Raw genomic sequence first — 14,076 nt, 5'->3', positions numbered from 1 at the left:
CTTGGGGTTGCGCCACGGCGACATGGGCGCCATGACAGGCCCGCAGCCGACTGTTGGCTCGCGGGCCGTCCCACACCCCTCGAAGGCTTCCCCCACCCCTCGACACTCACCCTGTCAGTTCACCCCGGGTCCTAGCGACCCCGGACCTACCCTCCACGCCCATGGAAGGTCAGGTAGGTGTCATTTTTCTCACGACGTGGTGTTTCTCTGACAGGCGCGTTCGCGGCGGCTTGTACCTGGGCCTGCGCTGATCCATCAGTCCGCGCCACACCGTGGTAACCAGCCTGCCCCACATCACGTTGAAGTCACGAACGCTTTAGCGTATCAACCATCCGCATCCGAGATTTTCCGCAAACCCCACGGCATCCAGTCGGTGCGCAGCGGCAAGTCCGAGAAGACTCACCACAGGGCGGCCCCCCGCCCCCCTTAAGGAACCCCACGATGGAGAACAAGAAGTCGGTCACGAAGCCCGAGGGCAGGCTGGCGGTGCTGGTGCCCGGGCTGGGCGCGGTGTCCACGACGCTGATGGCGGGCGTGGAGCTGGCGCGGCAGGGCAAGGGCGCGCCCATCGGCTCGTTGACGCAGATGGGCACGGCGCGGCTGGGCAAGCGCACGGACGGACGGACCGTGAAGCTGGGCGAGCTGGTGCCGCTGGCGGGCCTGGGTGACGTGGTCTTCGGCGCGTGGGACATCATCAGCGAGGACGCGTACCAGGTGGCGGTGCGCTCCGGCGTGCTGCACGACAAGCACCTGGAGCAGGTCAAGCCGTTCCTGCAGGGCATCAAGCCGAAGAAGGGCGTGCACGACCCCGAGTTCGTCCGCCGCATCGAGGCCAACCACACCAAGTCCACCAAGACGCATCGCGAGAGCGTCGAGGCGCTGCGCCAGGACATCCGGGACTTCATCAAGGAGCTCGGCGCCACCCGCGCGGTGATGGTGGTGTGCAGCAGCGTGGAGACCTTCCGTCCGCTGCCCGAGGCGTTCAAGACGCTGGCCGCCTTCGAGAAGGCGCTCGACGAGAACAGCCCGGACATCAACCCCACCGCGCTCTACACCTACGCGGCCATCAAGGAGGGCGTGCCCTTCGCCAACGCCACGCCCAACGCCAGCGTGGACACGCCGGCGCTGCAGGAGCTGGCGAAGCAGGCGGGCGTCCCCATCGCGGGCCGCGACCTCAAGAGCGGCCAGACGATGATGAAGACGGTCATCGCCCCCGCGCTCAAGGCCCGCATGCTCGGCCTCGAGGGCTGGTTCTCCACCAACATCCTCGGCAACCGCGACGGCGAGGTGCTCGACGACCCCGCGGCCTTCAAGGCCAAGGAAGTGACGAAGTCGAGCGTGCTGGACACCATCCTGCAGCCGGAGCTCTACCCCGAGCTGTACAGCAAGTACTCGCACAAGGTGTCCATCCACTACTACCCGCCCCGCGGCGACGCGAAGGAGGGTTGGGACAACATCGACATCATCGGGTGGCTCGGCTATCCGATGCAGATCAAGGTCAACTTCCTCTGCCGCGACTCCATCCTGGCGGCGCCGCTCGTGCTGGACATCGCGCTGTTCCTGGACCTGGCCAAGCGGCTGGAGTGGCGGGGCATCCAGGAGTGGATGTCCTTCTACTTCAAGAGCCCCATGGCGCAGCCGGGCCTGCCCGTCGAGCACGACCTGTTCATCCAGCTCACCAAGCTGAAGAACACGCTGCGCGTCGTGGCCGGTGAGGAGCCCATCACCCACCTCGGACTCGACTACTACGGGGATGACCTCCCGCTCGCTCGCTAAGACTCCGGCGTTCATCTGGCTCGTCACCCTGTTGGCGATGGGCCATTTGATGCTGGTGACGGCCACCGGTCGGCTCCGGTGGGACCACGTCGCGGCGGACGCGGCGCTGTTGGGGGTGGCCTGGGCGGGCCCCCGCACGCGCCGCTTCCTCTTCGGTGGGTTCCCGCTGTGGCTGACCGGCATGCTGCTGGACAGCCAGGGGCTCTGGCTGTTCCTGCGCGGCCCCATCCATACAGGTGACTTGTGGGTGTGGGAGACGCAGTGGTTCCCCGCCCCCGGCGGTGTCAACTGGCCCCAGTGGTGGAGCACGCGCTCGAACGTCGTGCTGGACCTGCTGTGCGGCTTCGCCTACGCGGCCTACCTTTACGAAGTCTTCCTGATGGCCATCTTCTTCTTCGTGAAGAAGGACGCGCGCTTCGAGAAGCTGTGCTGGGCCTTCCTGGTGGTGAACGCCCTGGGCGTGGTCACCTACCTGCTCTATCCGGCCGCGCCGCCCTGGTACATCCTGGATTACGGCCCGGGTCCCGCCAACCTGGCCGCCCTGCCCAGCCCCGCGGGCACGGCGCGCTTCGATGCCCTGTTGGGCATCAACTACTTCGCCGGCTTCTACGCGCGCAATCCCAACGTGTTCGGAGCCATGCCCTCGCTGCACGCAGCCTACCCCTTCATGGTGATGCTGTTCGTGTGGAGGGATGGGTGGAAGTGGCGGGTGGGCACCGGGGCGTTCGCCCTGCTCGTCGCATTCTCCGCCATCTATCTGACGCACCACTATGTCCTGGACGTGCTCGCGGGCCTCGCCTTCGCGCTCGCGGCCTTCCTGGCGGTGGAGCTCGCGTTCTCTCGCAAGAGCGCGCCCATGACTGTTTCGATGCCGCTGACACCTGGAGGGGACACCCGTGCTTGAGAACCTGGTTGCCTGGTTGACCGGAAACCTGTCTCCGTCGGCCCGCATCTGGACCGCGCTGGGCCCCGCCATCCTCGCCTGTGTGTACTTCCTGGGAGGCCTGCTCATCTTCTGCATCCGCGTCGCCTTCAAGGGCGTGCCGCGCGACGAGGAGACGCTCAAGCGGGGCAACGCGGGCTTCGTGGGCTACTTCCTGCGCCACTACTTCTTCTGGGTCATCCAGCCGCTGTGGGCCGTCATCCTGCGCTCGGGGCTGCCGGCCAACGCGCTGTCGATGCTGTCGGGCCTGCTGGGCATCTCCTCGGGCGTGGCGGTGGCGGCGGGGCGCTTCGCGCTCGGTGGCTGGCTGTTCCTGGCGGCGGGCATCCTGGACGTGATGGACGGGAGAATCGCCCGCACGCGCAAGGAGGCCAACCCCGCGGGTGCGGCGCTGGACTCGGTGCTGGACCGGTACGTGGACTCGGCGATGTTGATGGGCCTGGCCTGGTACTACCGGGACACGTGGGTGCTGCTGCCCGCGCTGGGCGCGCTGCTCGGCTCGTCGCTGGTGCCGTACGTGCGCGCCAAGGGCGAGGGCCTGGGCGTCAACGTGCGCGACGGCGCGATGCAGCGACTGGAGCGCGTGCTGTTCCTGGGCGCGGGCACGGCGCTGTCGCCGATTCTGGAGGCGGTGTTCTGGCCCGAGGAGAAGCACCCCATGCACTGGATGGCGGTGGTGGGCCTGGTCTTCGTCGCCATCATGAGCAACCTGACGGCCATCTCCCGGTTCAGGAACCTCGTGAAGGCGCTGGCGCCGAAGCGCCAGGAGGCGCGCTCGGAGAAGGCGATTGTGAGCCTGAACGCGGCGGCGGGCGCCATCGCGACGGTGGCGGACTTCGCGGTGGTGCTGGCGCTGGTGGAGTGGATGGGCCTGCTGCCCGCGTGGGCGACGGTGCTGGGCGCGCTGCTGGGCGCGGTGGTGAACTACTCCATCAACCGGGTGCTCACCTTCCGCAGCACGGCCGCGGTGGGCCGGCAGATGATGCGCTACGCGGTGGTGAGCGGTACGAGCGCGCTGCTCAACGCGGGCGGCGTGGCGCTGCTCACGTTGCATCCGCAGCTGGCGTACACGCTGGGCTGGTGGCTGGTGCGCGGCGTGGTGTACTTCGCGTGGAACCTGCCGCTGCAGCGCGACTACGTCTTCAACGACACGAACTCGTCGGACGCGCTCATGGAGCAGCGCCCCCATGCGGCGTGAGGGACGGTCCCAGGTCCTGGGACTCCTGCTGACGCTGCTGCTGCCCACCGTGGCGGCGGCGGGCGCGGCGCTGGAGCCCACGCTCTCCCCGAGCGACAACTACGGGGAGAGCTTCACCTTCATCGGGGACCTGGAGGACGGCACCTTCGTGCTGGTGCAGTTGCAGGTGACGAACATCGGCCCGGGCTCGCGCACGGGCATCTGCCGCGCGACGGTGCTCAAGCCGGGGCAGCGCGCGTGGACGCCGCAGAAGAAGGTGGGCGCGAAGGAGTGGAGCTATGACGCGGCCACCAGCACCTTCCGGGTGGGAGCGTGCTCGGCGCGCTCCGCGGACGGGGTGACGAAGGTGGAGGCAGGGCTGGAGGGCGGGCGGGTGGTGCTGGAGTACGCGGCGCAGGTGGAGCCGCGCTCGCCGGAGGGCTCCGAGGTGGAGGTGGGCAGCGCGCGCTACCGTCACGAGGTGACGCTGGCGTTCAGCCCGCTGAAGGCGACGGTGCAGCAGCCCAAGGGCGCGGCGGTGACGCTGTCGGGCGGCGGGTACGCGGACCACACGCGGTCCACCATTCCCCCGGGGAAGCTGGCGCGGCGGTGGGTGCGCTTCCGGGCGCTGCGCGACGGTGGCGAGCGGATGGTGTTGCTCGCGCGCGAGGGACAGGACGGTGAGTTCGGCCCGGTGTACTCGTGGACGGAGGGTGGCGCGCCGAACGCGATGGAGTCGTTCACGCTCAGCCGCGAGGGCGCGAAGGAGCGCAGCGTGTGGACGGTGGACGTGTTCGGCGGCGATGGCGCGAAGGCCATGGTGCTGAAGTCCACGTCGCTCCTGCAGCGCAGCGCGCCCGTGGAGGAGCTGGGCATGCTGGGTGGGCTCATCAAGCCGGTGGTGGGCTCGCCGGTGACGTACCTGCACCGGGCGGTGCTGGAGCGCTCGGGGAAGACGCCGGTGGCGGGGCTGATGGAAGTGACGCTCGAGGGTGATTTGTGAGCGTGTCGTTGTTGCGGGACGTGCATCACGTGCCGGGGGTTCGAGGCTGGGTGCGCAAGCAGGTGCTGCGCTCGGTGGCACGCTGCGTGGAGTGGACCACGAAGCTGCCGGGCCAGGGCCTCAACGTGTCGCAGGTGAACGAGTGGCTGCACGTGGGCGGCTCGGTGTCGCCGTCTCGGTACGCGGAGCTCAAGGCGCGCGGAATCACGGCGGTGATTGATTTGCGCGCGGAGCGGGTGGACGACGCGAAGGTGCTGGCGGCGCTGGGCATCGAGCTGCTCAACCTGCCGGTGACGGACCGGTATCCGCCGACAGTGGAGCAGTTGGTGCAGGGCGTGGAGTGGGCGCTGCCCCGGCTGGAGAGGGGCGGGCACCTGTATGCGCACTGCGAGCACGGTGTCGGGCGTGGGCCGCTGATGGGATTGGCGGTGATGGTGGCGAAGGGCTGGGAGGCGCCGGATGCGTACCGCGCGCTGAGGAAGGCCCGGTGGCAGTGCACGTTGAATGACCGGCAGCTCGGCGGCCTCGCGGACTTCGTCACCGCGTGGGTGGCCCGTCGGTCCGGGCGCGCGGCGTAGCGGCGGCTCGTTGTCTGACGGATGGCGTGGGGTGTCTCGGACACTCGATGCCTGACGACGGTCGTGCCTTCCACGAGAGGACACTCGAGGGCGAGGGGTCTGCGCTTCGCGGAGGGGGGATTCCTACGCTGGAGGCATGGCGCGGCGGGGCGCTCGACGTGTCCCTCCGATGGGAGACCGCTCGACATGTTGGACCTGTTCACCGATGACACGCGTCGGAGTCCCTTCGCGCTGTACGCATGGTTGCGTGAGCGCTCGCCGCTGTTGCATGAGCCGCGAGCGGACCTGTGGTTCCTGTTCGACTACGACAGCGTGAAGCGGGCGCTGCAGGACCATGCGGTGTTCAGCTCCGTCGTCACCAGGCCGGGAGGGAGGACGCCGGACTGGCTGTTGTTCAAGAACCCGCCCCAGCACACAAAGCTGCGCGGCATCATCATGCAGGCCTTCACGCCGCGCTCCATCGCGAACCTGGAGCCGCACGTGCGGGAGCTGTCGCGTGGGTTGCTGGCGCCGCTGGTGGGGCGGGGGGAGATGGACGTGGTGGCGGAGTATTCGAGTCAGCTGCCGACGATGGTCATCGCGGAGATGATTGGGATTCCCGTGGAGGGCCGGGCCCGGCTCCTCGGGTGGCGGGACATCATGCTGAACCTCAGCCACACCATCTCCGAGGGAGAGGAGGCGGAGCGGGCGCGAGCGCGGTACGTGGCGATGCGCGACGAGATGCGGGCGTATCTCCCGGTCATCCTGGAGGAGCGGCGGAGGGCGCCGAAGGATGACCTGCTGACGCGGCTGGTGGAGGCGGAGGTGGATGGAGAGCGGCTGGACGAGCGGGAGTTCATCGCCTTCTTCGAGCTCTTGCTGGTGGCGGGGACGGAGTCGACGATGGACCTCATCGACAACGCGCTCCTGTGCTTGCTGGAGCATCCGGACCAGTTGGCGCGGCTGCGGGAGCGGCCGGAGCTGTTGGGCTCGGCCATCGAGGAGGTGCTGCGATTCCGTTCGCCGGTGCAGTCGATGTATCGGTCGACGAAGCGGGCGGTGGAGTTGAACGGACGGGTGATTCCGGCGGGGAAGTTCGTGTTGCCGATGATTGGCTCGGCGAACCGGGACCCGGGCCACTTCGAGGAGCCGGAGCGGTTCGACATCGGGAGGGAGCCGAATGCGCACCTTGCCTTCGGGCACGGCATCCACTTCTGCCTGGGCGCGGCGCTCTCGCGGATGGAGGCGAGGGTGGCGCTCACGGACCTGCTGGAGATGCTGGGCGACTTCAGGCTCGCGAGCGACGCGCCGTGGGAGCCCCGCGAGGCGTTCCACGTCCACGGCCCCAAGCGCCTGCCACTGCGCTTCGAGCCGGGTGCGCGGCGCTGAACAGGGCAGCCCGAGACGATCCGGAAGCGCTATGAAGGGCGAATGAGTGCTCGACCTGCCTGGCACCTGAGCCTGTGGTGTTACGTCCTGGTCTTGCTTCAGGCGGGCTGCGGAGCCACCACCGTCAATCTTCGTGACTGGGGGAGCATCCACGTCACGACGGACGAAGACACTGCGGGGGCATTCCTGCCCGACGAAGCAGCCGATGGCACAGGCCGGGCCGAATTCGAGCAGCCGGAAGCGTACTGCGCCTCACGAACCGATACTGCGTGCGAGAGCGCGGGTATGAGACTGCCGCTTCGGCGAGGGCCCGGAGCACGCCCGTGGCGACGCCCTCCTCTGCTCACCCCGACGCCGACACCGCAACAGAGTCAGCTCCAGGCGCATCGGCTGGCGAACCTTCAAGTCGTCCAGCAGGCACGACAGCTCTATGCCCAGCGGCTCAAGGAAGCCCAGGCCCGCTATCCGAATAGCGCCGGATTCCAGGAGCACCATCTGGTCCCGCTGTATCTGGGCGGCGCCAAATCAGGTGCGACCTACCGACTGCCGACCGCGTACCACAAAGCCATCACCCAGGCCTTTCGCGAGCGCTGGGCCTATGGTCAGGAGCGACCTGCTCCGGACAAGCTCCAGCTCCTCCTGGTCCAGGTCTACTCCCAGCATCCCATTCCCCAGCTCATCGGACTGCAGCCCTAGCTCATGCGCGAAACCATCGAGCTCCGTGTCGAGGAAGCCGAAGCATCGCGACTCTTCCGCGGTGATGAGGGTGTCGTGCTGCCGAGTGGCACGGTGCGCAAGCTGACACTCCCCACGGATGATGAGCGCATTCCACGCATCCGTGAACTCGACCGCGCCCTGCGACAGCAGGGCAAGTTGTTCTTCTCGGGCTGGCGCCTCCTGCGCCACTACACGCCCAAGGAGCTGAAGTCCGCCGAGTTGCTCGAGCTGCGCCTGGATGCGGTCTTCGAGCCCTCCGGTGAGGAGTGCGGCACTCACTACGACGAGTCCACCGCCTGCGCGCTCTGCGGAGCAGGCGCCAGACAGGTCACGGACCTGCACCTCGACCCGCGCCGGATTCCCCAGCGCGCGGACCTCGCGCGAACCCTCGCCCACGAGTGGGTCATCTCCGCTCGGCTCGCGGACCTCTGGCGAGCGCATGGAATCACAGGCGCGGACTTCCGCCCCATCCGGCGCGCAGGCCCGAAAGCCGAACCCGTGAAGGAGTGGCACCAGCTCGTCGTGACAGCCCATCCCCTGGACCTCCTGCCTGCGACTCGCACGGGCAATGACCCATTCGACCTCGACGAGGACAACGCGCAACGTTGCCCCAGGGGACACATCGTCGGCCTGAACATCCTCTCCGAGCTGTCCCTCCGACGCGGAGACCACGACGGCAGCGACCTGACCTGCACCCGTCAGCACGTGGGCATGCGTAGCGGAGTCCTGCGTCCTCACCCGCTCCTGCTCATGTCCCCGAAGCTGCACGCGCTCCTGGAGGAGCAGAAGGTGAAGCGCCTGGACATCCAGGTCGCCCACCTCGCGTAGCCACTACCAGCGCCGCTCCGGCTCCATCGCCGTGGGCCGGCGCTTGTCCGTGGGCGTCAGCGCATCCGCGGGCGAGCAGCGGCACACCTCACAGCCCCGGTCGCGGTCCATGGAGCACTCCGTGCCCGTGATGCACGAGAGGTTCCGCGACTCCTCACAGCGCGTGTCGCCCTTCTTCTCCTCACGCTGGCCCCCGTGGGAACACCCCACCAGGGCCACCGCCATCGACACCGCCGCGAACCACCCGAGCGCCTCGCCTCGCATCATCACGCTGCCCTCCTGAGCTACGCCCCCGGCGCCGGCTCCTCCGCCGTCGCGCCGTGCTTGCGCCGCCAGCGCTCCACCAGCAGCAACAGCGACGGGAACCCCAACAGCACAATCACCAGGTTCAACCCGAACCCCAGATTCGCCAGGTCGCCAATCGAGTTCAACCCCGGGTGCTTCGCCAACACCAGCGCCACGAAGCCAATCGCGCTCGTCAGCAGGCCGCCGGTAATCGCCCGCCCCGTCTCCGCGTACACGGAGATGAAGTCCGCCCCCGGCTCACCCAACCGCTGCACCAGGTGCACACCCGCGTCCACCGTGGTCCCCACCAGCACCGGCAGCACCATGATGTTCAGGTAGTTGAACTGCAAATCCAAGAGCGCCATCAGCCCCACCAGCCCCGCCACCGACAAGAGCGTGGGCACCATGCAGATGAGCGCCGTGCGCAGCTTCCCCAACGTCAGCCACATCGCCGCCAGCACGCTCAACACCGCCGCCGCCAGGATGCGCGGACCCTCGCGCGACACCATGTCCAGGATGTCCGCCAGGATGAGCGCCTCACCCGCCGCCGACACCTGACTGCCGTCCGGCATCTGCAGCCCGCGCACCTCCTTGGAGAAGCGCCGCGTCCCCTCACCGTCCGACAGGCTCACCCCGCCGCCCGCGTACACCAGCACCACGCCGCCCGTGCTCCCATCCAGGCTCTCGAACTGGTGACGCACGCTCGCCGGCAGCTCCGCCTGCGTGAAGGGCTTCGCCTTCGACATGTTCAACGCCCGCGCCAGCGCCACCCGCGTGTCCTCCGGCAGCCGCTCCGGGTCCAGCTTCTCCAGCCGCGCCCGGATGGCCTCCAGCACCGCCTGCTTCTCCGGCTGCTGCCGGGGCACCAGGTCCTCCAGCGCCCCCACGAAGTCGATGGTGGACTCCTTGCCCCGGGCCGCCTTGCGCGCCTCGAGCTGCCGCACCACCTCGCGCTCCATGTCCTGCGAGTCCGTCAGCACCACCACCGGCGTCTGCGAGTAGCCCAGGATGTTGTTCACCTTCTGGTCCAGCACCGCCGACGCCTGCTTGTAGTCCTCCAACGTGCGCGAGTCGTAGTTGAACGAGATGCGGTACGCCTGCGAGATGAGCACCACCACGCCCACCCCAATCACCACCGCCACCCCACGGTAGGAGCGCGGCAGCCAGCGCCCCAGGAGCGCCATGGGCCCCGCCCCCTCCTCCTGCGTGCGCGGCGCCCACCCGAAGCGCGACGCCATCCCCAACAGCGCCGGCAGGATGAGCACGTACGCGAAGATGCTCACCAGCATGCCCACCGCCGCGATGATGCCGAACTCGCGAAACGCCCTGAACTCCGACATCGCCAGGCTCAGGAACGTCAGCGCCGCCACCAGCGCCGCGATGAGCGCGGAGAAGCCCGTGTGCCGGAAGGACTCCTGCACCGCCGCCTCGGAGGTCATCCCCTCCGAGCGCAACGTCCCGTATCTCCCCAGCAGATGGATGCCGTGCTCCACGCCCAGGCCGCCGAGCACCGCCGCCAGAAAGCCCGTCAGCAGATTCACCTGCCCGTACGCCAGGCCCACGAAGCCGTACGTCCACCCCAGGCCCGCCATCACCGGCACCATGGTGAGCACCACCGACAGCGCGCTGCGGAAGTGGAACACCAGGTAGACCACCAGCAACACCATGGCCAGCGTGGACGCCCGCGCCAGGTCGCTCACGATGACGCGCTGCTGGTCGATCTTCTTCTTGAAGGTCCCCGTCACCGCCGTCTTGAAGCCCGGCCCGTACTTCGACAGGTCCTGCGTCGCCAGGAACTCCTCCACCTGCGTGACGACCTTCTTCGAGTAGTTCAGGTCCGCGGCGCTGCCCTTGGGCTTCGCCATCAGCACCACCATCCGCTCCGTCGTGTCCAGGTAGTACAGGTCCCCCTGGCCCGACAGGCGCTGGTTGGCGCGGCCCGTGTACTTCTGCTCGATGTCGGAGAAGTCCACCGACGGCGCGGGCTCCTCGTCCAGCCGGACGAAGAGCGGGTTGGCCTGCTCCTTCTCCCACGCGATGCGCGCGTCGATGCGGCCCTGAATCGTCTTCAGGTCCTCCAGGTCGACGTAATACAGCGCGTGCTCGTTGAAGAACTCGCTGGGCCGCTGCGAGTTGACGTAGCGGATCTCCGACAGCTGCGCGAGCTTCGGCGACAGGTCATCCACGAAGCGCTTGAGCGCCTCGGGCTCCGCCCCCATCCCCACCACCACCACGTTGCCCTGGCCACCGAAGCGCTTGCGCATCTTCTCGATGTCCTGGACGCTCGGGAACGACTTGGGCAGCAGGCCCACGAAGTCCGCGCTGAGGGTCAGGTTCCTGGCGAAGTACGCGCCCAGGAGCGTCAGCACCACCGCCACCACCACCGCATGCATCGGACGCCGATGGCTTCGCGCGGCGAGTTGGCCCATCGCCCCCTCGAACCGCTCCGACCAACGCTTCTCACCCATGTTGCGACACCTGCTGTGTTGTTTTCGGGCCGACCCGCGGCCCACCTTGGGCATGCGCCAACCGGGGAGTCAACGCGTTTATGCCGTAAGCCGGAATGTAAGGCCCCGAATGACTTTCCCTCTGTAACAGGCCCCCACGTCCCCCGCTCGACTGTCCGCACGGCCGCCTGCGGGCTCGTGACGCCCACGGCCCTGCGTCGCGCATCTGGACCGCGCGCACCGGGCCCGAAGGCCTCCTGGAGGGCAGACGGCCGAGCGGCGCGGACTGCACACCCCGCGCCGCGTCCCCAGGTTCCCGCCCACATGGGGCCGCTCTCGCGGACACCCGAGGGAGGGGAAGCCGTGCCACCTTCCACGCCGTCGGACTTCTCCGGGGGTGGGAGGCTGGGACGCCCGCGCGACGGATGGACTCGGAGCCGACCACATCGACGCAGGGAGAGCGCCGTTGGATGCAGCGCGTGGAGCGGGGGCTCGGCGCCCTGGCCGCGCGCAGCCACCGGCGGCCGGTGCTCGCGCTGGGCCTGGCGGTGCTGCTCGCGGCGGTGGGAGGAGTGCTGTCGCTCAAGCTCCGCCTCAACGCCAACCTGGTGGACCTGCTTCCCCGCTCCTTCGAGAGCGTCCAAGATTTGGGGGAGCTGGAGTCGCGCTTCGGCGCGCTCGGCTGGGTGGCGGTGGTGGGCGAGGGAGGCGACACCGCGTCGCTGCGCCGCTTCGCCGATGACCTGGCGCCCCAGCTGGAGAAGCTGCCGGGCATCCGCTTCGTGGAGAAGGAGCGCACGGGCGCGTTCTTCCGCGACAGGGCGCTCTACTTCCTGTCGGAGGAGGACCTGAAGGAGGTCCACCGTCGGCTCGCCGCGCGGCTGGCGTGGGAGCGGCAGCGGGCCAATCCGCTCTACGTGCCGCTGGTGGACGAGCCGGAGCCGTCGCTCGACTTCTCCGACCTGGAGGCGAAGTACGGCGGCGCGGCCGGACAGAAGCTGTCGGGCGCCCAGGACGACTACTACCTGGACGCCAAGGCCGGGCGCGTCGTCGTGCTGGCCAAGCCGGAGACGACGTCAGCGGACCTGGGCTACTCGCGGCGAATCGTGGACGAGGTGCGCGGGCTCATCGACGCGCAGGACCTGTCGAAGTACGGCCCCGGCTTCCGGGTGGACATCACCGGCACCTTCCAGAAGAAGCTGGACCAGCAGCAGCAGATTGTCCGCGACATCGCCGTGTCGTCCGCCGTGGCCACGGCGCTGATGCTGCTCTACCTGCTCTTCCACTTCCGGAGCCCCGTGGCGGTGGGGCTGGTGCTGACGCCGGTGGGCGCGGGGCTCGCGTGGACGTACGGGCTGGTCGCGCTCCTGTATGGCCAGGTGAATCTGCTGACGGGCTTCCTGGGCGCCATCCTCGGGGGCCTGGGCGTCGAGCACGGCATCCACCTCCTGGGCCGCTATCTCCAGCTGCGCACGCAGGGAGAGGACTCCGAGCGGGCCACGCGCGAGTCCTTCACGCACACGGGCGGCGCGGCGCTGGTGTCCGCGCTGGTGGCGGCGCTCACCTTCTTCGTGCTGGGCACGTCCCGCTTCCGAGCGTTCCGCGAGTTCGGCGTCATCGCCGGCATCGGCATGCTGGTGCTCGTGGCGGCGTACGTGCTGGTGCTGCCGGCGCTGCTGGGGCTGACGGCGCGCCTCGGCTGGCGGCCGCGACACGCGCGCGTCGCGCCGCGCGAGTCCTCGATGGGCCGGGTGCTGGTGCGCCACCGCGTGGCCATCACCGCCATCTCCGCGGTGGTGCTGGTGGGGCTCTTCTCCCAGGTGCCTCGGGTGCGCTTCGACTACAACTTCGGGACGCTCGAGGACCAGGACCTGCCGTCGTTCGTCCTGGACCGACAGGTCAACGACATCATCGGCTACTCGCAGACGCCCGTGGTGGTGCTCACGCGGGACGAGCAGGAGGAGCACGCGATGGCGTCCGCGCTCGCCCGGCGTCAGCGGGAGCGGGGCAAGGACTCCACCATCGACTTCGTGGCCTCGCTGTCCTCGCTGGTGCCCCGGGACCAGCCGAGCAAACAGGTGGTGCTGCGCGACATCCACGCGCTGCTCGAGAACGTCCCGGAGGAGCGGCTGTCCGCGGAGCAGCGCGCGCAGGTGGCGCAGCTGCGTCGGCAGACCCAGGCGCCGCCCTTCACGCTCGCGGACCTGCCGGCGAGCGTGCGGCAGCAGTTCACCGGACGCGAGGGGACGACGGGTGGCTTCGTGCTGGTGTACCCGGCGGTGAACCAGTCGGACGGCCAGGCCGTGCGAGCGCTGGCGCGCGAGATTCGCGGCGTCACGCCCCCGGGAGGCGGACGCGTGTCCGCGGCGGGCGAGTCCATGGTGATGGCGGACATCCTGGACATGGTGACGCACGAGGCGCCGCTCATCCTCGGAGGCGCGACGCTGGCGGTGCTGCTCGCCATGTGGATGACCCTGGGAGGGCTGCGCATGGCGGTGCTGTGCCTGCTGCCCACGGTGGTGTCCTTGCTGGCCTTGATTGGCCTGATGCCGGTGGTGGGGTTGGAGTTCAACTATCTGAACATCCTCATCATCCCCGTGCTCATCGGGACCACGGTGGACGCGGGCGTGCATCTGCTGACACGGCTGGCGTCGCCGGGCAGCGACTTCGTGGCGGTGTACTCGGAGACGGGGCGTGCGATTGCGGGCGGCCTGCTGACGAGCGCCATGGGGTTCGGCGCGCTCTTCCTGGCCAGGCATCCAGGCCTGAACTCGGTGGGGGCACTGGCCAGTCTGGGATTCGCCACCAATCTACTGGTCATGCTGGTGGCGTTCCCCGCGCTGCTGTTGGTCCTGACGGCGCGGGGGCACCGCAAGCGGCGAGCGCGGTTGGACTCGGAGGTGAAGGAGAGGGCGGCGGCGGGGGGCACGGGGCCCGAGCACGCGACGCCTTGA

The 14,076-nt window shown here is 69.0% G+C and carries 11 protein-coding genes; 9 read left to right on the top strand and 2 right to left on the bottom strand.

The window, feature by feature from the left end; genetic code table 11:
- Positions 1 to 441: 441 nt before the first annotated feature.
- From AC6JA9_RS02680 to AC6JA9_RS02645, 8 genes are all read left to right on the top strand, one after another.
- Entirely contained in the window at positions 442 to 1,776 is a 1,335-nt protein-coding gene (locus AC6JA9_RS02680; protein ID WP_141333149.1) for an inositol-3-phosphate synthase, read from the top strand.
- Positions 1,754 to 2,680, top strand: coding sequence for a phosphatase PAP2 family protein (locus AC6JA9_RS02675; RefSeq protein WP_223749777.1), 927 nt, complete (start codon positions 1,754 to 1,756; stop codon positions 2,678 to 2,680). Before AC6JA9_RS02680 ends, AC6JA9_RS02675 begins: the two co-directional genes overlap by 23 nt.
- On the top strand, positions 2,673 to 3,917 hold the full coding sequence (locus AC6JA9_RS02670) for a GtrA family protein (protein ID WP_223749776.1): 1,245 nt from the start codon (positions 2,673 to 2,675) through the stop codon (positions 3,915 to 3,917). The genes AC6JA9_RS02675 and AC6JA9_RS02670 overlap by 8 nt, the downstream gene beginning before the upstream one ends.
- The gene (locus AC6JA9_RS02665; RefSeq protein ID WP_223782268.1) at positions 3,907 to 4,899 is read left to right on the top strand and encodes a hypothetical protein; all 993 of its coding nucleotides are present in this window, start codon (positions 3,907 to 3,909) and stop codon (positions 4,897 to 4,899) included. Before AC6JA9_RS02670 ends, AC6JA9_RS02665 begins: the two co-directional genes overlap by 11 nt.
- Complete coding sequence (locus AC6JA9_RS02660; protein ID WP_497959032.1) at positions 4,896 to 5,477, top strand: protein-tyrosine phosphatase family protein; 582 nt, start codon at positions 4,896 to 4,898, stop codon at positions 5,475 to 5,477. The genes AC6JA9_RS02665 and AC6JA9_RS02660 overlap by 4 nt, the downstream gene beginning before the upstream one ends.
- A gap of 186 nt (positions 5,478 to 5,663) precedes the next feature.
- Positions 5,664 to 6,845 carry a cytochrome P450 gene (locus AC6JA9_RS02655; RefSeq protein ID WP_497959031.1) on the top strand — a complete coding sequence of 394 codons (1,182 nt, stop codon included), beginning with the start codon at positions 5,664 to 5,666 and terminating at the stop codon, positions 6,843 to 6,845.
- A gap of 285 nt (positions 6,846 to 7,130) precedes the next feature.
- Positions 7,131 to 7,541: a hypothetical protein gene (locus AC6JA9_RS02650; RefSeq protein ID WP_497959030.1), complete on the top strand. Its 411-nt coding sequence runs from the start codon at positions 7,131 to 7,133 to the stop codon at positions 7,539 to 7,541.
- 75 nt (positions 7,542 to 7,616) lie between these two features.
- Entirely contained in the window at positions 7,617 to 8,390 is a 774-nt protein-coding gene (locus AC6JA9_RS02645) for a hypothetical protein (RefSeq protein WP_223749771.1), read from the top strand.
- 3 nt (positions 8,391 to 8,393) lie between these two features.
- Here the strand turns inward: AC6JA9_RS02645 and AC6JA9_RS02640 are convergent, their stop codons facing one another.
- Positions 8,394 to 8,657: a hypothetical protein gene (locus AC6JA9_RS02640; RefSeq protein WP_223749770.1), complete on the bottom strand. Its 264-nt coding sequence runs from the start codon at positions 8,655 to 8,657 to the stop codon at positions 8,394 to 8,396.
- A gap of 17 nt (positions 8,658 to 8,674) precedes the next feature.
- On the bottom strand, positions 8,675 to 11,143 hold the full coding sequence (locus AC6JA9_RS02635; protein WP_223749769.1) for an efflux RND transporter permease subunit: 2,469 nt from the start codon (positions 11,141 to 11,143) through the stop codon (positions 8,675 to 8,677).
- Between the two features lie 449 nt (positions 11,144 to 11,592).
- Between AC6JA9_RS02635 and AC6JA9_RS02630 the strand changes: the two genes are divergently transcribed.
- Positions 11,593 to 14,076 carry an efflux RND transporter permease subunit gene (locus AC6JA9_RS02630; protein ID WP_497959029.1) on the top strand — a complete coding sequence of 828 codons (2,484 nt, stop codon included), beginning with the start codon at positions 11,593 to 11,595 and terminating at the stop codon, positions 14,074 to 14,076.

It is taken from the genome of Myxococcus sp. MH1, assembly GCF_059738865.1.
Note: the sequence above shows the minus strand (reverse complement) of the source record. Positions and strands in the feature narration are given on the sequence as shown.

Excerpts from the sequence above, each read along its gene's own strand:
- AC6JA9_RS02680 (WP_141333149.1), top strand. The coding sequence starts at position 442 with ATGGAGAACAAGAAGTCGGTCACGAAGCCCGAGGGCAGGCTGGCGGTG.
- AC6JA9_RS02675 (WP_223749777.1), top strand. The coding sequence starts at position 1,754 with ATGACCTCCCGCTCGCTCGCTAAGACTCCGGCGTTCATCTGGCTCGTC.
- AC6JA9_RS02665 (WP_223782268.1), top strand. The coding sequence starts at position 3,907 with ATGCGGCGTGAGGGACGGTCCCAGGTCCTGGGACTCCTGCTGACGCTG.
- AC6JA9_RS02655 (WP_497959031.1), top strand. The coding sequence starts at position 5,664 with ATGTTGGACCTGTTCACCGATGACACGCGTCGGAGTCCCTTCGCGCTG.
- AC6JA9_RS02650 (WP_497959030.1), top strand. The coding sequence starts at position 7,131 with ATGAGACTGCCGCTTCGGCGAGGGCCCGGAGCACGCCCGTGGCGACGC.
- AC6JA9_RS02640 (WP_223749770.1), bottom strand. The coding sequence starts at position 8,657 with ATGATGCGAGGCGAGGCGCTCGGGTGGTTCGCGGCGGTGTCGATGGCG.
- AC6JA9_RS02635 (WP_223749769.1), bottom strand. The coding sequence starts at position 11,143 with ATGGGTGAGAAGCGTTGGTCGGAGCGGTTCGAGGGGGCGATGGGCCAA.
- AC6JA9_RS02630 (WP_497959029.1), top strand. The coding sequence starts at position 11,593 with ATGCAGCGCGTGGAGCGGGGGCTCGGCGCCCTGGCCGCGCGCAGCCAC.